Source organism: Pseudomonas sp. ZL2, assembly GCF_054788455.1.
Window position 1 is genome coordinate 26,073 of sequence record NZ_JBGOGX010000058.1, and the last position, 23,854, is coordinate 49,926.

The window sequence follows — 23,854 nt, forward strand, 5'->3', positions numbered from 1 at the left end:
CTAACAACTGTACTACACAAAAAAAACAGGTACTGTAATCATGTTAGCCAAAGAAAACGCCCCATCAGCTGGACGACTCAGTTTTGAAGTACGCTCCATCGATCATGTTCCACTCTCGGAGCGACACGGTAAAGCATGGCATCTGTGGCCCATTTGGTTTTGTGGTGGCGCACAGCTGACTACGCTCGCTGTCGGGATCATTGGTATCGGGATGGGGGCAAACCTCATCTGGTCTGCCATCGCCATCGTGCTCGGATGCGCCTTCGGTACGCTCTTCATGGCGGGCCATTCCACTCAAGGACCCCAGATGGGATTGCCGCAGCTCATTCAGTCCCGCCCCCAGTTCGGCTATCTGGGCGCTTTGTTAGTGTACTTGGTCGCGATCGTTACATACATTGGATATAACGCATTCAACCAGTTATTGGTGGGACAAACGCTGCATGAGTTAATAGGGGTATCTGAAACTGGTTCGGCAATGGTTTTTTCGTTGCTGGCAATTTTCATGGCTATCGTTGGCTACAACTCTTTCCATAAAATTCAGCGCGGGCTAGCTTTCGTAATGGTCGCGATGATGCTGGCATTGACGATCGGGCTTGTCATTTTTATGGACGTGCCCGGCGGGCAACTGGCATTAAGTGACTTCAACTTGAATGCGTTCCTTGCCCAATTCTTCGTGGCCGCCGCTTATCAACTGAGCTGGGCAATCTACGTCTCTGATTATTCCCGTTATTTACCAGCGGATGTCAGTGTTCGCGCCTCGTTCTGGTGGACGTATCTCGGCGCGATGATCGGGGGTGTTTGGATGATGCTAATTGGTGCAGCCGCTGCGGCACTGAGCCCTGGTCAAAACCTTGCAGCTGGCTTAATCATGGTTGGGGACATGGTGTTTTCTGGCTTCGGCAAAACGCTCGTGGTGATTTCCGTGCTCATTTTGATTACCAGTGCGGCTCAGAATTTCTACGGTGCTTCAATCACGCTTTTAAGCATCATCGATACGATCAAAACGCAAACCTCTACGCTGCTTAAAAGAATTCTGGCAATGGTTGTGGTCGGTAGCTCGGCTATGCTGCTGGCCTACGTGGCCGATGAAAATTTCGTTAAGGAGTTTGGCGACTTCCTTGCGGTACTGCTTTATCTCTTCACGCCCTGGACGGCGATTAACCTGGTTGATTTCTACGCTGTTCGGCACGGTAAATATTCGATCAGCGAAATATTCAACCCAAACGGTATTTATGGGCGATGGAACTGGAGAGGGATTGGCTCGTACATCGTTGGTTTCGCAGTGATGCTGCCATTCTCGAATACGGGGTTGTACACCGGTTATTTCGCAGAGCAGTTGGGAGGCGCTGATATCAGTATGCCAATAGGTCTTGCCGTCTCGGCCCTGGTGTATCTGTGGCTTTGTCGCTCACAGAATATCCAGTCTGAGCTTACTCAGGTGCGAGCCTTGGACATCAACCTGGAAAATGGCACTGCTCACTGATAATCGAATGTCCCTCGCAGGCCTTGTGCTTGGCTGACGAACCCGCTTTTGATGCGCTAGAGCGGTTGAGGTCGACTTCAGCCGCTCCTGATGCTTCGACGCCAGGTTGGCTGGAGCAATAGCCAAGCGCATCGGGCCGGCTGTGTTGCCAGGGATAACCGGCTTTTGCGTCAGGTAGGTCGGGTTATAGAGCCCCAAAGGCAAAATCCGAGGGATCGAACCGATCGGTCGTGTCCATCCGAACACTTCGCAGGCCCACTGTTTCCAGGTGTGACGCGTATAGAGACTCAGAAAAGTAGCTAATCAGAAGGGAGCGACGGCGTGCGCCGATTGAGTTCAGACTGCCCGCATGCACTAAATCGACATCAAACACCAAGATGTCGCCAGCGGAGCCCGAAAGCTGCACAGACCGGGACTCGTCACTGAAGTCGAATGGCGGCTGTCCCTGCTCAGGGCGATGGCTGCCGGGGACGATACGTGTCGCGCCGTTCTCGGGACCATAATCGTCGAAATAAGCCAGAGCGCTCACCATGTCGCCCGGCCGTTGGGCCGACAAGTCGCGGTGCAGCTGCTGATGACCGCCACCTGCAAGGGGTTCGCGCCCCTCCACCTGCGAGAGAAAGAACCGTTCTCCGATCAGCTCACCAACCGCCGCCAGCACCTCCGGCAGACGACACACAGCCTGAACCCTCGAATCAGAGTCCAACAGCGAATAGTGCCAGCCCATGCCACGCGGCACTGGCCATTGGCCCGATGGTTTCACCCCCGCATCGAACACGGCACGAAGGTCACCCAGCCACTCGGCCGGGATAGCTCGACGGAGCAGCACATAGCCCTCTCGATGGAGTTGTTCGCGGTCAGTCATAGCGTCCTCAATTCCCTTACCACCCATGCGTCTCGCAGAAGTGCGGCTGTCGCGACATTGTAGCGATCAACGGATCGGAGAATGTTGTGGAGCTGTTCAAGGGCGTCGCCACGCGCTGCGCAAATACTTTATTTCTGGGTCAGGCCATTGATACCCAATTGCAGGCCGAGCATTATGCGCGCCGAATTGCCTACACAAGGACCGTCCCGTGCATTCCTCCGCGCCCACCTACCCAACACCCTCCACGCCCACCGCTGCGCCCTACAATATCTTCAAGCGCGTCGGCATGCTGCTCCTGGCCCTGCTCATCGTCAGCCTGGGTATCATGGTCATCGTGCTCCAGTCCTTTCCCAACATGCCCACCAACCAACAGAACATCAACTCCCTGGGCCTGGCCGGTATAGGCCTGATCGCCCTACTGTACCTGCAACATCGCAAACAAGGCCTGCGCGAAGTGATCATGGGCCAACAGTTCCTGCGCCCGTACCTGTATGGCCTTGGCGCCATCGTGATCATCTACGGCCTTTGCGCCGCATGGATGTACCTGCTCAACGTCCCCCGCGAAAGCTTCTTGGTGCACTTCTTCGACGACCTCGCCCCCGGCCAGATCGCCCTGTTGTGCGCCACCTTGATCCTGTTCCCGCCGGTTGCCGAAGAACTGCTGTTCCGCCACTACCTGATGCGCCTGTTCCCACTCGACCGCGGGCCAGGCTGGCAATGGGCGGCGATCGTGGTCAGCACGCTGCTGTTCACGGCCTCGCATATCCAGTACGACAACTACGTGACGGGGTTTACCCTGCTGACCGCCAGCCTGGTGTTTGGTATCAGCCGCGTACTCAGTGGCGGGTTGATCGTGCCGGTACTACTGCACGCGTCGACCGAGGTTATCGCGTTGATCCTCAACTACATCCAGATTCCTGGTTGAAGCCCAACAACGCAATGAAAAGGCCGCCTTGCTTGGGCAAGGCGGCCTGGGCCGACCTCGCCTGGCAGACTCAAGACCGCGGATCAACCAACCGCAGCCCAGGCGCACTCTCCTCCCGCCTGACCTCATGCCCACAGGCAACAAAATCCTCCTTGCGCAACACCACCAACGCCACCAGCGACGCAACCCCGGTCGCCACATAGAAATACCAGGGCGCAGTAATGTCCCCGGTCACCTTGATCAGCCAGGTGGAGATCAGCGGCGCGCTGCCGCCAAACACCGCCACCGGGATGTTGTAGGCCACGGCGATGCCGGTGGAGCGGATGCGGGTCGGCAGCAGCTCGCTCATCAGCGCGTAGGTCGAGGATGCGTACAGCCCGAACAGGATCGCCACGGCCATCAGCGGCCAGAACAAGGTGGCCGGGGTGGCGCCGGGCGCGGTCTTGAAGAACCAGTACATGGCCAGGGTCGCCAGGGTGCCGATGACCATCAGGAACGGCTTGCGCCCGTAACGATCGGTGAAGGCGCCGCCCAGGGGCATGACCAGCGCCGCCGAGAGGCTGGCGACGAATACGTAGAGCAAGGTGGTGCCGCTGTCGAACTTGAGGGTGTTGGACATGTAGGTCGAGGCGAAGGTCAGCACCAGGTAGAAGATCGAGCTGTGCAGGGTAATGATGAAGAACACCAGGGCGATCGAGCGCTTCCACTGCCAGACCTCGCGCAGCGGCGCCTTGGAGGTCTGCCCGGCCTCGACCAGGGCGAGGAACTCCGGGCTGTCTTCAAGCTTCAGGCGGATGTACATCGAGATGAAGCCCAGGGGCCCGGCGATCAGGAACGGAATGCGCCAGCCCCACTCCTGCATCAGCTCGGCGCCCAGGGCCCAGGTCATGCCGTTGGCCACGGCGCCGCCCAGCAGCAGGCCGAGCACGGCGGTAACCATCAGCCAACAGGTAGCAAAGCCCCGACGCCCGGGCCCGGCGTATTCAGAAATGAAGCTGGTGATGGTGCCGATCTCGCCGCCGGCGGAGAAGCCCTGCACACAGCGGATCAGCACCAGGATCACCGGCGCGGCGATGCCGATGCTGGCGTAGGTTGGCAGCAGCCCCAGCAGGAAGGTGGAGCCGGCCATCATCACCAGCACGGTGATCAGGGTTTTGCGCCGGCCGATCTTGTCGGCCAGGGGGCCGAAGAACAGGCCGCCCAGGGGCCGGATGAAGAAGCTCAGGGCAAAGGCCGCGAAGCTCGCCAGCAGGCTGCTGGTGGGGTCGTCAGAGACGAAAAAGGCCTTGCCGATGTACACGGCCAAAAAGCCGTAGACGCCATAGTCGTACCACTCGATCAAGTGGCCGGAAGTGGCGCCGATGAAGGCCCGGCGCCGCTGGCGCTGGGAGTTGGAAGGTGACACGCCCATAGTGGGGACTCCTGTCGTGGTGCTATCCATGTAATGCAGCGCTTCAGAGGTTGTTCAAGGGCCCGGTGGGATCCTGCAACCACTGGCGCAGCCGGGTCTTGAGAATCTTGCCATAGCTGTTCTTCGGCAGCTCGGCGCAAAACAGGTATTTTTTCGGTTTCTTGAACGAGGCCATGCGCGCCAGGAACCAGTGGTTGAGCGCCTGCGCATCGAGGCTGTGGGGCGTGCGCAAGACCACGAAGGCCACCACCGACTCGCCCCACTCAGCGTCAGCCTCCCCCACCACGCACACTTCGAATACCTCGGGGTGCTGCATCAGCACTTCCTCGACTTCGCGCGGGTAGATATTGCTGCCGCCGGAGATGATCACATCCTTGCTGCGATCGGTAAGGGTCAGGTAGCCCCGCTCGTTGAGGAAACCGATGTCGCCGGTAAGCAGCCAGCCGTCCACCAGGGCCTCCCGGGTGGCTTGCGGGTTGTCCCAGTAGCCCTGCATCACCGCCGCCCCGCGCACGGCGATCTGCCCAGGTTCGCCAGGGGTCAGGGGCTGGCCTTGCGCATCCACCACGCGCACCTCGACGCAGGCGTGGGCACGCCCGACCGACGCGGCGATCAGCGGCCAGTCGGGATGCCCACGGTCGGCGATGGCCTCCCGCGACAGCGCGCTGATGGTCATCGGGCATTCGCCCTGGCCGTAGATTTGCACCAGGCGCGGGCCGAAGGTGTCCAGGGCCTGGGTAAGGTCGGCCAGGTACATCGGCGCCCCGCCGTAGACGATGGTCTTGATCCCTTCGCCGCCATAGCCCTGCTGCCGGGCCTGGTCGACCATGCGCTTGACCATGGTCGGCGCGGCAAACAGGCTGACCTGGCCCAGCGCCTGCGCCAGCTCGAACAGCTCCGCCGCCTGGAAGCCCCGCGACGCCGGCACCACGTGGCGGGCGCCACAGCGCACATGGATGAAATTGTACAGGCCGGCACCGTGAGACATCGGCGCGGCATAAACCACCGCGTCTTCAGCGGTCACCGGGTCCACGTCCAGCGGATAGCACAAGGACATGGCGATCAGGTTGCCATGGGACAGCATCACGCCCTTCGAACGCCCGGTGGTACCGGAGGTGTAGAACAACCAGGCCAGGTCGCTGTCTTGCCGCGGATGCGGCTCCAGCAGTTCATCGCCCGGCACCGGGCCTTGATCGGCCGCCCCGGGGGCGGTCAGTTCGCGGCAGCCGACCGGCAGCGACGCGCCGTCGAACACCCGGCCCTCATCGGTATAGACCAGCCGGGCCCCGGCGTTGTCAGCAATCCAGGCGGCTTCCAGTGCGTGCAGCTTGCTGTTGATCGGCACCGCCACCGCCCCGCTCCACCAGATGGCGTACAACAATTCGAGATAAGCGCAGCTGTTCTTCATCAGCAGCGCCACCCGGTCGCCCGGCACGATGCCGTATTCGTCGCGCAGTTGCAGGGCGCGTGCCCGCGCCTGCGCGGCGAACGCCTGGTAGTCGGCGACCTGGCGGCACCCCTCGAACAGCGCCGGCCGCCGCGGCCAGCGCTGGGCCGCATCGTGCAGCCAATGGGCGATGTTCATCCTCAGGCCTTGACCGCTTGCAGGACGCTGGCGTAGTTGGCCACGGCCATGCCGCCCATGTTGAACAGCAAGCCGAACTCGGCACCGGGCACGCCCAGGCCAATGGGTTCACCGACCAGTTGGGCAAAGCCCAGGGCATGCATCGAGACCCCGGTGGCCCCCACCGGATGCCCCTTGGCCTTGAGCCCGCCGGACAGGTTCACCGGCAGGCGCCCGCCCTGGCGCACGATGCCCTCGTCCAGGGCCCGGTGCCCCTCGCCCCTGGGCGCCAGGCCCATGGCTTCGTAGATCAGCAGTTCGGCGATGGTGAAGCAGTCGTGGACCTCGGCAAAACTCAGGTCGCCCAGGGTCACGCCGGCCTCGCGCAGGGCGCCCTGGATGGCCCGTTGCGGTCCCTCGAAGGCCAGCACGTCGCGGCGCGACAAGGGCAGGAAGTCGTTCACCTGGGTCATGGCGCGGATCGCCACCTGGCGCCGCATCGAACGGGCGCGCTGCGGCGAGGCCAGAATGATCGCCGCCGCCCCGTCACTGATCAGCGAGCAGTCGGTCAGGCGCAGTGGCGGTGCGATCAGCGGGTTGCCCTGGGACACGTTGTTGCAGTGCTCGAAGTCCATCACCCGGTGCATCTGCGCCAGGGGGTTGGCCATGGCGTTGGCGTGGTTCTTCACCGCGATCGCGGCCATCGAGGCCAAGGGGCTGTGGTAGCGCTCGGCGTACTGTTGCGCCACCTGGCCGAACAGCTGGGCGAAGCTCAGGCCGGCCTCCTGCATGGCGTTCTGGTAGCCGGCGCCGGCCAGGGCGCGGGTGACTTCGACGGTGCTGTTGCCGGTCATTTTCTCCGCGCCGACCACCAGTACCAGCTCGGCGGCACCGCTGCGGATCGCGTTGATCCCGGCCTGGATCGCCGCAGATCCCGAGGCGCAGGCATTCTCGCAGCGCGTGGCAGGCTTGAAGCGCAGTTGCGGGTCGGCCTGGAGCATCAGCGAGGCGGGGAAACCATCGGCCACCAGGCCGGAGTTGAAGTGACCGAGAAACAGCGCGTCGATTTGTGCGGCGTCGATCTCAGCGTCCGCCAGGACCTCGCGGGTAACCTTGACGATCAGGTCCTCGAGGTTCAGGCCGTCCAGGCGACCGAAAGGGCTGTGGGCGGCAGCGACGATGGATACGGAGTCGTGAGTCATGGTGATTTTCTTCTGTCCTTGAAGCGCGTATTCCATACAATGATTCAGCGCCCGAATCACACGCTAGTTGGGGCAACTACTTACGCCAGTAAGTAGTACCCAGGGGGCGCGCCGATAAATCCGAGGCAGGATGCCTGATGACCGTAGATGCCCAGCACTTCCAGGACCTCGAGCGCCTGGCCTTCCAGGTTTCCCCCGCGCCGCAGATGATCACCGGCCATCGGCGGATGCTCGACTGCAACCAGGCGTTCGTCCGCCTGTTCGGCTACGAGCGCGAGCATTTGCAGGGCCACCTGACCCTGCTGCTGTATCCCTCCCAGGCCGACTACCAGAGCATCGGCGAGCGCAGCGAGCACTGGCTGCGCAACGGCCCCGGCGCCTTCTACTCCGACGAGCGCTTCATGCAGCATCGCAACGGCGAGGTGTTCTGGGCCCGGGCGCACGGGTTTTCCCTGACGGTGGAAGACCCGTTCAAACTGATGGTCTGGCATTTCGAGCGCCTGGATCGCCAGCCGGCGCCGACCATCCAGCTGACTCCGCGCGAACGGGAGATTTCGCTGCATATCGTCAATGGCCTGACCTGCAAGGAAGTGGCGCGCAAGCTGGGCATTTCCCACCGCACCGTGGAGGTCCACCGCGCCCGCCTGATGAAGAAGCTTCAGGCCAAGAACAGCGCAGAGCTGGTGTCGAAAATTATCTTCATCAGTTGAGCACCAGTGCAGGTCAGGTAAAATCGCGCTTTTTTTGACCAAGAGCTTTTTTGCATGGATGCCCGTTTCTCGCTTTCATTAGCCCTGCCGCTCGCCCTCGCCGCCTGCAGCACCCCGCCCAAGCCGCAACCACCGGCCAAGCACCCTGGCCTTGAAGTGTTCGAGAAAGTGATCGACGAACCGGCCGCACCCGACTCGATCATCCGTCAAGGCGACCAGATCACCTACATAATCAGGCCCTCCGCGAGCAACCCTTGGGTCGCCCGCTTTGACGCCTCCTGCAACCAACCCAGCGGCAGCATGTTCTATCCAACCAATCGAGGCATGCAGGCGTTTTCTGACAACGACGAATCCAGCAGCCTTCCGCAACCACAGTTGCAGGTGCTGCAGCGCAGCGAACAACTCAAAAATGCCTGCGCCTACCGCGCCGTGCCTGACTGGCGAGCGCTGGACACCGCGCCAGGTCAAGACTGGCTGGTGTTGGACCGCAACAGCGCCATTCACGAGGATGGCGTACTCAAGATCTGGACGAGCATTCAACTTGCCAACTATCAAGCAGTCAAAGGGTACGGCCAGATTGCACAACTGCATGAGCGCCTGGCCATCGACTGCAAGCAGCGCACTTTCAAGCCATTGAGCGACTTCAAGGTGGACGACAATGGCCGGATGTACAACGGCAAGATCGATTTGAACAACCCAATGACGCCGCTGGCCCAGGCAGACAGCCGGCAGCAACGCCTGATCGAATCTGCCTGCCAGCCCGCTGCCACCTGGGCCCGGATGGCGACGCCCCCTGTGCGCACGCCACTGCCGCCACAGCTGGATACACCCAAGACGGCGCCAGCCGTGCTGGCGGCGATCAATACCCTGCAACTGCCCGAACCGCGCTTGACGCTACAGGCTTTGCACTATCGCTACGACGCCTTGGTGCTCAACGGCATGAAGATCACCGGCGTGCAGCGCAAGGACATCTTCAGCCGTGACCCGCAGAGCGGCCAGCTGCTGCTGCAGCCAGTGGATTCGGTGCTGGGCACCAAGCTGCTGCTGACTTTCCGCGGCCTGATCGAGCTGGCCAACCGCTCGTTCGACCGCAACAACGGCAACCAGGTAGAAGACTCCTTGCACGTCATCGGCTTGAGCTTCACAGGCGACTGGCAACGCCTGCCGGAACACGGCGAAGTGGCCTATGACCTGGTCCAGGCCACCACCACGGGGCCTTTCACCACTACCGTCACCTGCAAGGTCGGCGCCGCGCTGCCAGCCAGTCAGATAAACCCCGCCTTGCAAGGCATGGCCAAGCCGCTGAGCTGCTCCAAGCACAAAACGGCTACTTCTGAATGGACCGAGGGCTACCACTATCTCGAAGACTACGGGGTGTTTGTGCAGGCGGCGCAGAACAGCCCGTTGGGGCGCTGGACATGGCGAGTGGAGTCGGTCCGCTAGGACAGCTGTCGGTCAAAAGCGCCTACCAGTGCCTGTGATAGAGTGCGGACTATTCCATTTAGGGAGTCCTCACTCCCATGCCTGGAGCTTATCCATGACCGCCACGCCTCCCGCGCAAATCACGCCTCAACTTGCAGAGGTCTGCGTTGTTCTTGAGCGCCATCTGGGCGATAACCTCCGGGCGATTCACCTGTACGGCTCGGCATTAGAGGGTGGCTTGAAGCCGCTGAGCGATATCGACCTCATGGCCACCATTGATGTACCGCTATGCGAAACCTCTCGGCGTGCGTTGATGCAAGAGCTTCTGGTGCATTCGGCTTGGCCCGGTAGCAGCGCTGTACTCAGAGCACTGGAGCTTACAGTGGTCGCCCTCAGCGAACTCAGGCCTTGGCGCTACCCCCCGAAGCGCGAAATGCAGTTTGGGGAATGGCTGCGCAACGACATAGAGGCCGGCCGCTTTGAATCGGCCATGGTCGACCCCGACCTCGCTATCCTGATGACCAAGTTACGGCTTCACAGCACGCCCTTGCACGGCCCCGAAGCCGTGTGCCTTTTCGAGGCCGTGCCAGCGGCCGACTTCGTATCGGCATTGACCGACACCATCGCTCAGTGGAAAGCGCAGTCAGACTGGAATGGGGACGAGAAAAACGTCCTATTGGCTTTGGCGCGCATCTGGTTCAGTGCAGCCACCGGCAAAATTGCCACGAAAGATACAGCCGCTGCCTGGGTCAGCGAACGTCTACCGCCTGAACACGCCGCCCTCATGATGATCGCGGCCGACGCTTACCTCAGCGGTCAGGAAGACGGACTGGCAATGCTCCCGGACCGAGTCGAGGCAACTATCCGGTTCTGCAAAAGGGAAATCGAGGGCGAACTTTCGAAGTCTGCCTAGGTTGACTTTGCGCCAAGCGAGAGGCCGCCTCGGGTCGATAGTTGTCAGGCATATTCAACGGAATGCTCCATTTACTAATTTTCTGCCTCGGGCGCACAGAAGGCCTTACTGTAGTAGCCGGACGGGTCGAAACAGCAAACCTGCTTCTTGCCGGATGCAAGCATATCGCAGGCACTGCCAATTCGTTTTGCGCGCGTCTTCAGTTGCTTGGCTGAAGTAATCCAGTGTATCCAGTCTACTCGTGCGAGGGTCGTCGTATTGTTCCAGGCTATACGAGCCTCAGGAGTGGCTACCAGTGCCTCCTGAAAATCTGCCGGGATGTCAGGCTCGGGTTCACTCTTCACTGGGGTCAGCGCTAGTGTAACGATATCCCCAACGGCCGCACCTGCGGCTTCGAGTAACTCTGTACTTACCTGCAACCAATGGCTCAGCTGACCATCCGGTTCAAGGGTTGCCTGAAAGTGGTGTCCATTGATTGTGCCTTCAACTGTCGTCCTTCCTCGCCTCGGAAGCTGTTCACTCGCGTCTCTTGGCAGTACTACGAACGCCCACGACGTATCATTACCAGGCTTTGCCGGACGAAGAAGCTTGGCTTCGAATCGGGATTTCACATCGATTGTTGTCATTGCAACGTTCTTCGTGAGTCGGTGGGAACGGGCTTGTCCCGCGATAGGGTCATGGCAGCATGACAGACAATTTTCATGGTCAGAATCGCGGGGCAAGCCCGCTCCCACCTGATTGATGAAGAGCGCAGGCATCTCAGCCCGGTCAGGCGACGCCCTTGGCCTGCTGTTCCAGGTGCACCTGCAATGTCGGATCGATTTGCAGTGCGCCGGCCAGTTCATCAAGGTAGGCCCGCTCTGCGTCCTGCTGGTCATCCACCAGCATCACGCTGGCCAGGTACATTTCCGCAGCCACGGCCGGGTCCTGGGCCGACTGAGCCACCTGGGCAGCATCGAGTGGCTTGCTGACTTCCTCATCCAGCCATTGCTGCAGTTGCGGGTCGCTGGTGTGACGTTTGATTTCAGCGTAAATCAAAACTTCTTCTTGCTTGTCGATGCGACCGTCAGCCTTGGCTGCCGCAATCAGCGCGCGCAAGATTGCATGGCTGTGATCCTCGGCCTCGGGGCCGGACAATTGATCGACAGTACGCAGCGCCTGTTGCGGGGCTGCCGCCTGGCTGCGCTGCCAGCTTTGATAAGCCTGGAACGCCATCTTGCCCAACGACGCCAGGGCCGCGTAATTGGTGCCACCAGCGGAGCGCCCCTGGGTGGAGCCACCCGCGTTGCCACCCAACAGGCCGCCCAGTAAACCACCCAGGCCATTACCGCCACCCGTTGCACTGCCGCCGCCAAGCAGACCGCCCAGCAAGCCGCCCAAACCGCCCAGGCCGTCTTGCGCTGACATGCCGCCGCGCCCTTGTTGCGCTTGCGAGCCCTGCCCGGCCCGAAGTAACTGTTCGAGTAAATCACTGGTGTTCATGGCACCGCCCTCGGTCGGTAGTTGTTGCCCAGACAAGCAACGATAGCCCCCTCAAGGCGATCCGCCATGACCGTCTGGCCGACGGAGACCCCGGGGCTTACCGAGCAGGCAGGTTTATGTGAGCATATCCACCCCGCCCTGCCCCATGCCCCACGAGAGGCTGTATGTCGATTTTCAACAAAACAACCCTGACGCTGACCCTGGCCGTCGTCGGCCTGTTGGGCCTGTCGAATCTGCATGCCGCCAGCAAACCCAGCACCCAGCCGAAACCTGAAGTAAAGGTCGCGGTGCTCGGCGGCAAGTTCAGCTTCAACCTGCCGGCAGGCTTCATCGCCAGCCCCCTGAGCGCCGATGAACAGAACAGCGAAGGCGCCGGCGCCGTGGGTACCCTGTATGCCAATGCGCAGGAAAAGCGAGTGGTCATGGTGATCGAGAAACCCCTCCCCGAAGCGTCTCGCACTGGCGACAACGACGATGCCTTCCTCGACGGCGCCGTCAGTGGTTTCGTCGACCGCCAGAGCGCCGGGCTGCCGGACTTTCGACAAACCGGCGAATCGCGCCTTAACCGCAACGGCCTGGGTGTGCGACAAATCGACAGTACGGCGACCCTGGGCGGCGGCAAAACGTTGAACAGCACCTTTATCGCAGGCTCCGGCGATCGCATGGCCGTCATCCAGGTCATTTCCCGCAGCGACGAAGCCAGCGGTCATGCAGCGCTGGTCAAGCGAATCGCGGGTGAATCCTCGGTGCCAGTTTCGGAATCTCGCAAAAATCAGGGTAAATAGCATGCAAGCGCCCTAAGGCTTGCAATGCTTAGGCAGCGCTCGGAACCAAGGCCTCTCGGCACGGAGAATCGCCCCAGGTTTCGAAGGGCTCTGGGGTTGAATCCACCGGTTGAATCCACAGCCAAAAGCGGCCTTTGGAATAATGTGCTGAACTCTGCACCACCCAGACTACGAATGCGAGAAATGCTTTGGACCCTATTTCAACGCCTGACCCGGTCGAAACAGCTGGACAACTGATGTCCCGTCAAGAGGCGATGCAAGCTGAGGCGGCATCGTTACTCGGACAGATGCTCTTCGCATTCTCTTCCATGGATATGAATTTAGGGCTCTGTTTAGTGTGGTTGGACAACGGCAACAAATTGGAAATAAGATCGAATTCGATCGAAGGACAGAGTATCCATACGAAACTCGAAACGCTTTCGAAGCGAGTCACAGAGAGGTTACCGGCCGGCTCCGAACATCGTGCAGCCTATGAACGCTGGATTGAGCGTGTGCATGCAGCTCGGCTGCAGCGCAATCAGATGGTCCACGGCCGATGGGGTGTCGAGGCCCACCGTCACAAGATCGTCAATGTCATTGGACTTCCCTCCGGTTCGCAGCAATGCTTTGAATACAGCCTTGCGGAGTTGGCCGCGTTCAACAAAGAGTTGTGTGCATTAGGGCGAGAGCTAGCCAGACTACGAACACACTGGCCCCTCTAAACAGCTCGCCTGAAAGAGGCGGAATCACCGACTTGAGTGTCTAGCGAAAACTGGGATCCGGTACCCGCACGGACGCGTTAGCCGCCGCGTCGACAGGCTTTCTCAACGTCTGCTCTCGGGATACAGCTACTTCCGCTTTGGGTCGATTGCTGCCATTAGCGACTGTCGGCTTCTGACCCGTTGCTGCTTATGTGCCAGGGGTAGGGCTAGCCCACTGGTGGATAAAGTCGCCGACTCTCTGAACAATGTCACTCTCGACTGTCCGCAGCCGCAGGATGGGAATGCCACTTCTAGCCAAAATATCATTCTTCAAGGCGTCCCGAGCCGCCTGCTCAGGTCGGTCGTGGTACCCGCCATCGACCTCAATCACCCCTAGCGGGGTCTTGCCCACTTTGAAATAGATCACGAAATCGCAACTGGCGCGCCTCATGAAAGCCCGCTGGCGCTCCGTCCATTCGGGGTTACCTGGCGATGCGAGCTGACCCAGCTTGATCTGAGCGTGGTACTTCAATGCCAGGAACGCCGGGGCGGACAGTGCCTCGCGCAGCAGTTGCGCCACGATCTGCTCGGACTTGTAGCGCGAATCCTCGGGCCGCAGGCGGGCATTCAAGCGCGCCAGGGACTGGTCGTACTCGCGGTACAGCAAATCGAATGCCGACACTACCGGCGCGCGTACGATCTGCTCGTCCTGCGTGTAATAGCTGATGTAGCGGATCAGGGCGGCGATGTGGCCATTGTTGTCGGTGAACACCTCATCGCCGGTCACCAGGGTGAAGCGATGTTTGGCCCGCGACACTGCCACATTGATCATGCGTGGATCGTCGACGAAATCCAGACGTCTTCGCGCTTGGTTGTAGCGCTTCTTGTCCAGCACGGTGGAGAAGACGATCTCGTCGCACTCCCGCCCCTGAAACTTGTGCACGGTGTCCTTGACGAAATCCGCCGGTAGGCGCGTGCCGGAGAGGTTGACCTGTGCCCGGAACGGGGCGATGTAACCGCGGCCTTCGCCGTCCATTCCGAAGGGCTGCCCCTCGTCCTCAAGCACCTTGAGCAGGGAGTCCAACTCCCGAAGGTTGGTGTTCTGCCGTGCGTGGTTGCCCTTGGCCGTCACCACCAGACGCAGGGGAGCTTCGCCCTTGTCCTCGGTCATCGGCACCAGTGTGTTGTCGTAGAACTGCTGGTTGCAGAACTGGATGATCCTGGGGTGGCAACGGTAATGCTCTTTCAGCAGGGTCCTGGGCAGCGCGTCCTGGAAAACGGCGATGCACGAATCCAGTAGGCTGTAATGCTCGCAATCGTAGGCCTCGGCAGGCGCCTGAAGTCCCAGTGTCACGGGGATGTGCGGTAACTGGCGGTTGTCTCCAACAACGATCAGGTTCTTTGCGCAGCCCAGTGGCAGGATGCCCGGCACGATGTCCTGCAAAGAGGCTTCGTCGATGATCACGTAGTCGAGGATCGCCCCCGGCGCGATCGAATTGACGATGGAGTGCGTGCCGCTGCCCAGGATAGGGAAGCGCTGCACGAAGGCATCGAAATGCCTGCAGTAAGTTTTGACATCAAAGCTGTCCGACGGCGGTACCTGAAGATGCAGATGCTGCTTCAGATGGTGCATCGACGCTGTTGTCAGTTCTTTCAGCAGAGCCGTGAAATTCGCGCGCGCCAACGATTCACGGCACGCCCGCAGCTCCGCTTCCTTGTCCCGTAGCGACTTGTCGTAGTAATGCATCTGCAGTGCATGGAAAACGGCCATGCGCGCCTCGCCCTCGGCGAATGGCTTGGTGCGAAAGATTCTGAATTTGAACAGTAGCTCGATGCGGTCTTTGAGATGAATGCGCTGCTCGCCGAGGTAAGCCAGATAGGCCATGAGATCCGCAGTCTTGTGCGGTGTCAGCCCGTACTTATCGAGCGAGCCTGTGGCCTGCACATCGCTTTCTGCCTGCCACTGCTGCAGGTAGCGCCGCTCGATGACCAGCTCGTCCAGCTCGATTTGCAGTTGTGCCGCCCTGTTGTGGTCTTGCAGGTGCTGCTTCAAACGGGTCAGCAAGGCCTGGATCTCATCCAGGGAGGGTGCCGGCTCGGGCGCGCTTGATGGCCACGCAGGCAGGTCGGCGAAGAAGGCCTTACGTTTGTCCTGGTTGCCAAGCTTGGCGACCAAGTGGCCCAAGCCATATTTCTCCAGCTTTTCGTAGACGTTTTCCACGGCAGCATTGTTGTTGGACAGCACCGCTACCGTCTGCCCACGTAACAGAATATTGGCGAGGATGTTGAGGATCGTCTGGGTTTTGCCGGTCCCTGGCGGGCCTTCGATCACGCTGATTTGCGCGCTGAACGCCCGCTCCACCGCCTGAAGCTGACTCTCGTTAAGCCCGAACGGATAGATGAGCCCCTGACCCAGCGCCAGCGTGCCGTTGCGCCCCGTACAATAGGCTTGCAAGGCAGTGCCAGCAATGGCGGGCAGTTTTCCGAGCTGGCGCACCACATTGTCGGCAATTTCACGATCAGTCTTCGACTCAGCGTGATCCTGTCGGGCATTCGCCACGGTAGTGAAATAGCGGAAGACCGGCGTGTCCTTGATCGATGTCGGGGCGGTAAAGCCGATGCCGTCCATCTTGTAGACATAGGGCTTTTCGGCGCCCGGGTAGTGCACGACGGCATATCGCTCGCCGTAAATCGTAGCTTTGGCAATGGGCGTGGCGATCGTGCTGCCGGGCTTGTGCAGCAATACATTGGTCAACTCGCGGGTGGGCGAAACTTGGCAGTTACTGAGCGGGCGGATGTATTTTTTCTTGGAGGGGAAGTGACAGGTCAGTTCCAGGGTTTCGTACTTGTCGCTCCAGCGAATCGCCCAGTCGCTGATTTTTGCGGTCTTGTCCTCACCATCCACCTGAACCGAAACCATATTCCTTATCCCTATGCACATGACATCCGGCTTCGCCTCGCGCCGAATGCTACTTTCTCCAAGAGGAGTCATATTGCCATCATTACGTGCAGGGTCGATAGCCGGTTCATGCGTTTAGTCATCTTCCGTGCTTCTCGTCGAGAGCAGCTCATCGCAAACGGCAGCAATCGACTGTGAATTCAACCGGTCGATGCAACACAACTAAATTCTGTGTAAGCAGAAGGAGTGTTGCAGATGAAGCAGAGACCTCGGATCTATTACACCGAAAGCCAGAAAAAACTGATGTGGGATCACTGGCAAAAAGGCGACTCTCTTCAGCACATCGCCCAACTATTTGATCGAAACCACTCATCGATACAGCGCATCTTGGCGGAGACCGGGGGCATCAGACCCGCTGTACGGCGCAGGTCCAGATTGGCCCTGACGTTGGCTGAACGCGAAGATATTTCGCGTGCAGTGGTGGCAGGTAACTCGATCCGTTCCATAGCCGCGCTTCTAGGGCGAGCAGCCTCTACGATCAGTCGTGAGATCAGACGCAACGGTGGCCAAGGCAGCTATCGGGCTAATCGAGCTGATCAGTCTGCCTGGGATCGCGCCCATCGACCCAAGGTCTGCAAGCTTGTTGAGAACCGAGCGGTGACGCAAATTGTTGCAGACAAGCTTCAACTGCAGTGGTCACCGGAACAAATTGCCGGCTGGCTGAAACGCACCTACCCGGACGATACGAGCTATCAGGTGTCACACGAGACGATCTATCGCACCCTCTTCATACAGGCTCGCGGGGCTCTGAAGAAGGAGTTGCTTGAGCATTTACGGCGAACGCGAGCCATGCGTCGCTCGCGCCATCACACGCAGAAGAAAGAAAATCACGGTCGAATCACAGACGCGGTATCGATCCGCGAACGCCCGGCCGCGGCTCAGGATCGGGCGGTACCAGGTCAATGGGAAGGTGACCTGCTGTGCGGTAGCAGGAACATCCAAATTGCCACTCTTGTGGAGCGTCATACACGTTACGTAATGCTGGTGAAGTTGGCTGGTAAGGATACCGAGACGGTCATCAGCGCCCTGATCGAAAACGCCCGCGAACTTCCCGAGGGACTCTACCAATCGCTGACGTGGGATCGCGGCAAAGAGATGGCTGACCATAAGCGCTTTACGGTGGCTACCGACATCAAGGTCTACTTCTGCGACCCTCATCGCCCCTGGCAACGGGGATCGAATGAGAACACCAACGGGTTGTTAAGGCAGTACTTCCCGAAAGGGACCGACCTTGCGGAGCACTCGCAAGCCACGCTCAATGAAGTGGCAAGGCAGCTGAACAGCCGCCCCCGGAAAACACTAAACTACGAAACGCCCACTGAACGATTTAGCCAATCTGTTGCATCGACCGGTTGAATCCACAATCCAGAGCGGTCATTCATGTAGGTCAGCTAACGGCCAAAAGCGGTCAAAAACAATCATCCAACAATGTCGTCCCGGTCAACAGCTTCGGAGTGCTTAGCTACGCTCTAGGGCGTATATGCCATGACCAGCGTTGAAGTCGTAGCGTATCCGTTGAAGAGCGGATGCGTGCGCCGCGATCGCTGTATGGCGCGTTTTTATTCAATCTGTGTCTAACATTCTCCTATTGACCGCCCTACCATCGGCCGCTCCGTCCAGGTGCATACGATGAAAGATATTCCCGGCAACATCGATTTTTCAGGCTTGACGGCCCGTCGGCTAGGGCCAAATGACCGTGAGATCATTTGTGTGCACCGTGAAACGATGTTCCTTGAGGCGGGAGGAGACCCATCGGAGTTGCGGGTGATGACTGAGCACTTCCGGCCCTGGTTGCACCAGCGCCTATTCGATGGCCGCTACTACGGTTTTGCGCTGATGGACACGGGGCAGCCTGTGGCGGCGATAGGTCTGATGAATATCGACTGGCCACCTCATCCGTCCCATCCGGCCTTAGACCAGCGCGGCTATGTGCTAAATGTTTTCGTCGAACCTGCTTACCGGCGCCGGGGCCTGGCTTCAACCCTGATGAAGTTGGCTGAAGCCGAATTTGCGCAACGCGGAATGAGTTTTGCCGTGCTACACGCGACCAAGGCCGGCAAGCCGGTGTATGAAGGACTGGGCTGGGCGAATACATCTGAGATGGCAAAAACCGTTTCGTGATTTGACTGCCTATCTAGGAGCCTGGTCGCCGATTCTAGCTGTTGATGAAAGGCTGCTTTGGGTCGTTAGCTGCCGGTCGTGGGTGACTGCTTTCGACCCAGAGCTGCCGGTGTATGGCATCCAGGTGGGAGCGGGCTTGCCCCGCGATCCGGGCCATGGGCATTGTCTATCACGCGGCCATGACCCTATCGCGGGACAAGCCCGCTCCCACCGTCTAATCGCCGTTCGAGCGGACGATCCCCCTACTCAGCGATAACCCGATACCGCGCCAGGTTCAGCGCAACCAGCAACGCCACCATCGCCATCAGCGCCCCTGCCAGAAACCCGCCGCTGTAACCGGCCTGCGCGGTCAACCCCAGCAACAGCGAGGACGACAGCATCTCGCCCAGGTCGCGGGTGCTTTGCACGGCGGTCATGTCGGTGCCGGCCTGGTCGCTTTGCCCGGCAAACGCCATCGATGCGGTCATGATCGCCACCGAGCTAGCGCCGGTGGCAAACGAGCCCAGCCCTACCGCCAGCCAGATCAACCCGACCTGGGTCGCCACTACCCCGCTGGCCTGCAGCAGCCAGACCAGTGCGGCCACCCCGGCCATGGCCACCGCCAGCATGAACGCCGGCCACAAGCCCAGCACGCGGATCAGCCAGGCACCACCGCCGCAACCCAGGACGATGGTCACCACCCCGCCGCTCATGCCCAGTTGGCCGATGGCCTGCAAGGACCAGCCGGCATCGTTGAGGAACAGTTTCGACAAGCCGAACCCGGAGACCGCAGTCATGGCCGAGAGCAACGCCAGCACCACCAGCGACACGGCCTTGGGCCGTTTGATAAAGCGCAGCAGGCTCGCGTGCGCTACGTCCGGCTGTTTTTTCTTCGCGGGTGCTACGTGCAGCCAGCCTACGCAGCACAGGCTCGCCAACGGCACCAGCGCCAACAGGCCAAAGGCCGTGGTTTGCCCGAAGTGGCCACTGAGCAACAGCGCCCCGGCACCACCGACGAAGAAGCCGAACATGGTACCGCCGACCTGGATCGCGTTGATCCGCGCCAGCATGTTCTCACTGAAATACTCGGCGGCCATGCCGTCGGTGGCGATGTCCTGGGTGGCGCTGGCGAACGAGGCAAGGATCAGCAGGCCCACGGCCCAGCCTGCGGTGTCGACACTCAGGCCAATGCTCGCCAGGGTCACCAGGCACAGCAGCACCAGGATCTGCATCGGCATGATCCAGCTGCGCCGCCGCCCCAGGCGCGGGCTCCAGAGGTTGTCCACTTGCGGTGCCCAGATGAATTTCACCACCCACGGCAGGCCCACCAGCGGCAGGAAGGCCAGGGCATCAAGTGCAGCACCGTCGTGGCGCAACAGCGTGGGCAAGGCATCCATGGCGATGCCGAAGCAAATGCCCTGGGAGAGGTACAACAGGGCGAACGTCAGCACCATGCGCCAATGTTTCAACAGATCCAGCATTTGAGTCTCCAATCAAACAGCGTTGGCGTCGGCAGCCCGTGCCGTACGCGTAAAAAGAGTCAGGCGGCGCACCGCCCACAGGGCACTGGCGCCACCGAGCAGCAGCACCAGGTCGATCGGCCAGACGACCAGGTTGGCGTGCACCAGGCTGCCAGCCAGGTGCAAGGCGCCGGCGCTCAGGTAAGCCAGGCCGGCCACGCTCAACAGCAGGCGCAACGGTTGCCGCTGGGGCGGCATGAGCGCCGCCAGCAGCAGGCTGGCGGTCCAGCTGCCCCAGAAGCACCCCGGCAGCACGCTGGGCGGCAACAGCCCCAGATTGGCCAGCGCTCCGGCGCACAGCAGTACAGCGCTGGCAGCCAGCAGCCCGCCGCCGCCACCGACGACCATTCGCAGCAGCACTTGCCAACCCGCGCCTGCCTTGAGCCGCCGGCGCTCCAGCCACAGGTACAGGCCGCTGAGGACCAGCACCGCCGCCGCCAATGCCATGCCGAAATGCACCGCGCGCAACAGCGGCCCCGCGTGGGGCAGCCAGCGATAGTCGGCAAAGTGCAGCGGCTGCACCGCAATGAACGCCTGCAACCAGAACCCACGCCCACTCGCGCTGCTGGTGCCCAGGGGCTGGCCGTCATCGCCGCGGTAGGCATGCCGCTCGAACACGGCGGTACTGGGCAGCCCCTGCTCGATGCCGGCCACTTCCACCCAGGCCCCGGGTTCACCCCAGCGATGCAGCGTGACGCTCTGGGCGGCAAAGCCTGGGTGCGCCGCCGCGTCGTTGTGCAGCAGTTGATCGAGATCGAGCGCCTGGGTCGTGGCGGCCTGCGGCTCGACCTGCGGCGGGGCGCCGAGCAACTGCATGAACGCTTGCTGCGGGGCCCCGGGAAACGCCTGCCCAGCCAGGGCCACCGTGCCGAGGGCGCCGAGGCCGGACAGCGCCCCGGTGACCCCGAACAACAGCAGCCACGGCCCGGCCCAGCGGCCGATCAGGCTGTGCAGGTCATGGGCCAGCACCCGCAGGCCGCGGTCGCGGCGCAAGCGCTTGAGGTCCTGCAAACGCCCGCTGTGCAGCGCGCTGCCCGCCCAGATCATCAGCAACAACACCACGCCCAGCAGGCTGATCAGGATCCGCCCGGGGAACCCGCTAAACAGGCTCTTGTGCAGCTTGAAGAGGATGTCGGCTGCATTTACCGGCGCCAACTCCCGGCCAGTGGCCGGGTCCAGTTCCAGAGTGCACTGGTTGGCTGAAGCGCATAGTTCAACCACCGCACGCTGACCATCGGGCAAGCGGATGTGCAACGCCTCCGGCGCCAGGCCATGCCGGCTCGCCACCTCCAGCCACTGCGTCAGGGGCAGTGTTGGCCCTGGTGCCAAGGCTGCCGGGCCGCGAAACCAGGTGCGCAAGTCTTCATGGGCCATGCTCCAGGCCCCGCTGAGCAGAATCACGAACAGCAGCAGGCCAAACACGCCTCCAGCGCCGGAATGCACGCGCTGCACCAGCGCCCGCGGTGCCCCCATCATGTCCGGGTCCCTTCCCACAACAGCCATGGGGTGAACAGCAACAGCCAGACGCCGGAGCGATAGACCACACGCTGGCGATCTGGCGCCAGTAGCGCCCACAGCAGCACCGTCACGAGAAAGCCCAAGCCGAGAAAAATCCCGGCGTAGAGCCGCTCAAGCCCGCCGCCCCAGGGATAGTGCCGGGCCAGCAGCACCGCCAGTTGCAGGCTGCTCAGCACACTGCCGGCCAGTGCAAGACAGATGCGCAGTGGCCATGGCCCGAGGCCGGGGGTTGCCATCAGAACGTGCCTCGCAGGGTCATGTTGAGGCTGCGCGGCTCACCGTAGCGGTTGTTCCAGTTGGGGGTGGACAGGCTCTGGTAGTACTTGCGGTCGGCCAGGTTGTTGCCATTGAGCGAGGCCGTCCAGTGCTCGTCGATGCGATAGGCAACCCGCGCGTTGAGCAACGCATAACCGCCCTGCTCCATCGACACGGCGCCCGATTGCGCAGAGAAATCACTTTGCGCCTGCACCCCGGCACCAACACTCCAGCGCCGGTCCTGCCACGGCAGCTCGTACTGGCTCCAGAGTCGCAGCATGTGCCGGGGAGTGAACTCGGCATAGCGGTCGCCCGAAGTGCTGCGGGTGTCTTTAAGGTACTCGGTGGTGGTGTAGGTATAGCCGGCGAACAGGCTCCAGTCCGGGGTGATGTAGCCGGTACTTTCCAGCTCGAAGCCCTGGCTGCGCACCTTGCCGCCGCTGATGTAATAGGTGTTTGGCCCGGCACCTGGGTGTTCGGGGTCAACCTGCGGATTGTTTTCCAGGTCGATGCGAAACGCTGCCAGGGAAACGTTCAGGCGCCCCTCCAGCAACTCGCCCTTGATCCCGGTCTCATAGGTCTTGCCTTCCACCGGCTTGAGCAGTTCACCGCTCCAGGTCTGCCCGGTCTGCGGCTGGAAGACTTCGGCATAGCTGGCGTACCACGACCAGTCCTGGGCGAAGTCCCAGATCAGCCCGCCGTAGGGGGTGATCTCGCGCCCGGGTTTGAAGTGATCGCCCGGCGCGTCCTGGTCCCACCAGCTGGCCCGGGCGCCGACCACCAGGGTCAGCGGATCGAGCAGCTTGAAACGGGTCAGCGCGTAGACGCCCTTGGACGTGGTCGTGGTCGAGCCCGGCGAGGTATAGCCGCCGATACCCGGCTTGGGCACGCTGTGCGGGTCCCAGCGATAGACGTTCACCGGCACGTTCAGCGGCGTGGTGAAGTTCGCCATGCGCTGTTCGGTTTCACCCTGGCTGTAGTTGCTGCCCAGCAGCAACTCATGGCTGCGGCCGAACAACGTAAACGGCCCGTTGAGCGATGCATCAACGCTCTTCTGGGTACTCTCGAACTTGTATGCGGCGCCCATCAGATGCCCGCCGTCGCCGGTAAGCGGATCGATTGCACCAAAGGCCCCGGCATAGCGCAGGCTGGAATCAGCGTCCTGGTACTCGGCAGCGATTTTGGCTTTCCAGTCGTGGTCCAGTTGCTGTTCCAGCGAGCCGAACACCCGGCGCGTGGTCCACTTGAAGCGATCCCAGTCGACATCCAGGTAAGTGGAGCGCGGCAGGTTCAGGCTCGACCCATCCTTGGCCATCGGCACGCCGGCCATGTTGGTCACCGAATCGATGGTCTGGTACTGCGCGCCCAGGGTCAGCAGGGTGTCCGGGCTCAGGTCGAATTCGCTGATGCCGTAGAGCAGCTGGGTGTCCTGCTTGCCGATATCGTAGAAGTAGTCACGGTCCTCGTAGGCCGCAACCATCCGCCCACGCACATTGCCGGAGTCGGTCAACGGCCCGCCGACGTCGATCTCGCCGCGGTAACGGTCCCAGCTACCGCCACTCAAGGTAGTGCTGGCGGCAAAGTCCTTTTGCGGGCGCTTGCGCACCAGGTTGACGGTGGCTGCCGGGTTGCCACTGCCATGCAGCAGGCCGTTGGAGCCGCGCAGGATCTCGACCCGTTCATACACCGCCATGTCTTGCGGTGAACTGGCGGTGTCGCCGAGCAAGGCCGGCACCCCATCGAGCTCGAAGGAGTTGATCTTGAAGCCGCGCACGTAATAGGCGGTGGTCAGCAACTGGAACGGCTGCACAGTGACCCCGGTGGCCTGCTGCATCACTTCATCGAGGCTGAACAGGTTCTGTTGCTCGATACGCTCGTGGTCGATCACGCTCACCGATTGCGGGGTCTCGCGCAACTTGAGCGGCATCTTGCCAATGGTGGTGACGCCGGGTGCGGTCACGCTACTTGCGCTGTCCTTGCCGGTGATCTCGATGTTGCCCAGCTGCAGCGCCCCGCTGCCACTCTCTGCAGCAATGGCCAGCGCCAGGGGATTCAAGCCC

Annotated in this window: 19 protein-coding genes and 1 pseudogene; 9 read left to right on the forward strand and 11 right to left on the reverse strand. The window is 61.2% G+C overall.

What is annotated here, in order from left to right; all coding sequences use genetic code 11:
- Nucleotides 1–40: 40 nt before the first annotated feature.
- Nucleotides 41–1,483: a purine-cytosine permease family protein gene (locus tag ABM562_RS26300; RefSeq protein WP_346617208.1), complete on the forward strand. Its 1,443-nt coding sequence runs from the start codon at nucleotides 41–43 to the stop codon at nucleotides 1,481–1,483.
- A 184-nt stretch (nucleotides 1,484–1,667) separates the two neighbouring features.
- Here ABM562_RS26300 and ABM562_RS26305 read toward each other — a convergent pair whose 3' ends face one another.
- The gene (locus ABM562_RS26305; protein WP_346617207.1) at nucleotides 1,668–2,348 is read right to left on the reverse strand and encodes a phytanoyl-CoA dioxygenase family protein; all 681 of its coding nucleotides are present in this window, start codon (nucleotides 2,346–2,348) and stop codon (nucleotides 1,668–1,670) included.
- A 208-nt stretch (nucleotides 2,349–2,556) separates the two neighbouring features.
- Between ABM562_RS26305 and ABM562_RS26310 the strand changes: the two genes are divergently transcribed.
- Nucleotides 2,557–3,273, forward strand: a complete 717-nt coding sequence (locus tag ABM562_RS26310) for a CPBP family intramembrane glutamic endopeptidase (RefSeq protein WP_134062466.1) — start codon at nucleotides 2,557–2,559, stop codon at nucleotides 3,271–3,273.
- Nucleotides 3,274–3,343: 70 nt separating this feature from the next.
- On the opposite strand, the gene ABM562_RS26315 is transcribed toward ABM562_RS26310, so the two are convergent.
- From ABM562_RS26315 to ABM562_RS26325, 3 genes are read right to left on the reverse strand one after another with little or no spacing between them, the layout of a single operon-like run.
- Nucleotides 3,344–4,684: an MFS transporter gene (locus tag ABM562_RS26315; protein WP_115086457.1), complete on the reverse strand. Its 1,341-nt coding sequence runs from the start codon at nucleotides 4,682–4,684 to the stop codon at nucleotides 3,344–3,346.
- Nucleotides 4,685–4,727: 43 nt separating this feature from the next.
- Nucleotides 4,728–6,269 carry a class I adenylate-forming enzyme family protein gene (locus ABM562_RS26320; protein ID WP_460423867.1) on the reverse strand — a complete coding sequence of 514 codons (1,542 nt, stop codon included), beginning with the start codon at nucleotides 6,267–6,269 and terminating at the stop codon, nucleotides 4,728–4,730.
- Nucleotides 6,270–6,271: 2 nt separating this feature from the next.
- A complete protein-coding gene (locus ABM562_RS26325) occupies nucleotides 6,272–7,450 on the reverse strand; it encodes an acetyl-CoA acetyltransferase (protein WP_115086455.1) in 1,179 nt (392 codons plus the stop codon).
- 137 nt (nucleotides 7,451–7,587) lie between these two features.
- Here ABM562_RS26325 and ABM562_RS26330 point away from each other — a divergent pair, with 137 nt between their 5' ends.
- The 3 genes from ABM562_RS26330 to ABM562_RS26340 all read left to right on the forward strand — a co-directional run bounded on the left by ABM562_RS26330 (nucleotide 7,588) and on the right by ABM562_RS26340 (nucleotide 10,495).
- Nucleotides 7,588–8,160, forward strand: coding sequence for a LuxR C-terminal-related transcriptional regulator (locus tag ABM562_RS26330; protein WP_010223563.1), 573 nt, complete (start codon nucleotides 7,588–7,590; stop codon nucleotides 8,158–8,160).
- 54 nt (nucleotides 8,161–8,214) lie between these two features.
- Nucleotides 8,215–9,603 (forward strand): hypothetical protein, encoded by a 1,389-nt coding sequence (locus ABM562_RS26335; protein WP_460423868.1) that lies wholly within the window; start codon nucleotides 8,215–8,217, stop codon nucleotides 9,601–9,603.
- A 94-nt stretch (nucleotides 9,604–9,697) separates the two neighbouring features.
- A complete protein-coding gene (locus tag ABM562_RS26340; RefSeq protein ID WP_134062460.1) occupies nucleotides 9,698–10,495 on the forward strand; it encodes an aminoglycoside adenylyltransferase family protein in 798 nt (265 codons plus the stop codon).
- 74 nt (nucleotides 10,496–10,569) lie between these two features.
- On the opposite strand, the gene ABM562_RS26345 is transcribed toward ABM562_RS26340, so the two are convergent.
- Together ABM562_RS26345 and ABM562_RS26350 are read right to left on the reverse strand one after the other, a co-directional pair.
- On the reverse strand, nucleotides 10,570–11,121 hold the full coding sequence (locus tag ABM562_RS26345) for a YdeI/OmpD-associated family protein (protein ID WP_460423869.1): 552 nt from the start codon (nucleotides 11,119–11,121) through the stop codon (nucleotides 10,570–10,572).
- A 142-nt stretch (nucleotides 11,122–11,263) separates the two neighbouring features.
- Nucleotides 11,264–11,977, reverse strand: coding sequence for a tellurite resistance TerB family protein (locus ABM562_RS26350; protein WP_460423870.1), 714 nt, complete (start codon nucleotides 11,975–11,977; stop codon nucleotides 11,264–11,266).
- 164 nt (nucleotides 11,978–12,141) lie between these two features.
- Here ABM562_RS26350 and ABM562_RS26355 point away from each other — a divergent pair, with 164 nt between their 5' ends.
- Together ABM562_RS26355 and ABM562_RS26360 are read left to right on the forward strand one after the other, a co-directional pair.
- Entirely contained in the window at nucleotides 12,142–12,762 is a 621-nt protein-coding gene (locus tag ABM562_RS26355; protein WP_460423871.1) for a DcrB/PsbP domain-containing protein, read from the forward strand.
- Between the two features lie 236 nt (nucleotides 12,763–12,998).
- On the forward strand, nucleotides 12,999–13,463 hold the full coding sequence (locus ABM562_RS26360; protein ID WP_460423872.1) for a hypothetical protein: 465 nt from the start codon (nucleotides 12,999–13,001) through the stop codon (nucleotides 13,461–13,463).
- Between the two features lie 187 nt (nucleotides 13,464–13,650).
- Here ABM562_RS26360 and ABM562_RS26365 read toward each other — a convergent pair whose 3' ends face one another.
- A complete protein-coding gene (locus ABM562_RS26365; RefSeq protein WP_460423873.1) occupies nucleotides 13,651–16,362 on the reverse strand; it encodes an AAA domain-containing protein in 2,712 nt (903 codons plus the stop codon).
- A gap of 234 nt (nucleotides 16,363–16,596) precedes the next feature.
- On the opposite strand from ABM562_RS26365, the gene ABM562_RS26370 reads away from it, so the two are divergent.
- Nucleotides 16,597–17,757, forward strand: a complete 1,161-nt coding sequence (locus ABM562_RS26370; RefSeq protein ID WP_460423874.1) for an IS30 family transposase — start codon at nucleotides 16,597–16,599, stop codon at nucleotides 17,755–17,757.
- A gap of 273 nt (nucleotides 17,758–18,030) precedes the next feature.
- Entirely contained in the window at nucleotides 18,031–18,522 is a 492-nt protein-coding gene (locus ABM562_RS26375; protein WP_010225377.1) for a GNAT family N-acetyltransferase, read from the forward strand.
- 242 nt (nucleotides 18,523–18,764) lie between these two features.
- On the opposite strand, the gene ABM562_RS26380 is transcribed toward ABM562_RS26375, so the two are convergent.
- The 4 genes and pseudogenes from ABM562_RS26380 to ABM562_RS26395 form a co-directional block, all read right to left on the reverse strand.
- On the reverse strand, nucleotides 18,765–19,982 hold the full coding sequence (locus ABM562_RS26380) for a RhtX/FptX family siderophore transporter (RefSeq protein ID WP_460423875.1): 1,218 nt from the start codon (nucleotides 19,980–19,982) through the stop codon (nucleotides 18,765–18,767).
- Between the two features lie 12 nt (nucleotides 19,983–19,994).
- Nucleotides 19,995–21,497, reverse strand: coding sequence for a PepSY-associated TM helix domain-containing protein (locus ABM562_RS26385; RefSeq protein WP_460423876.1), 1,503 nt, complete (start codon nucleotides 21,495–21,497; stop codon nucleotides 19,995–19,997).
- The gene (locus ABM562_RS26390; RefSeq protein WP_258579200.1) at nucleotides 21,494–21,775 is read right to left on the reverse strand and encodes a hypothetical protein; all 282 of its coding nucleotides are present in this window, start codon (nucleotides 21,773–21,775) and stop codon (nucleotides 21,494–21,496) included. Before ABM562_RS26390 ends, ABM562_RS26385 begins: the two co-directional genes overlap by 4 nt.
- Nucleotides 21,775–23,751 (reverse strand): annotated as a pseudogene (locus ABM562_RS26395) (TonB-dependent siderophore receptor); the annotation flags it as partial. The pseudogene ABM562_RS26395 and the gene ABM562_RS26390, both read right to left, overlap by 1 nt.
- Between the last annotated feature and the right edge of the window lie 103 nt (nucleotides 23,752–23,854).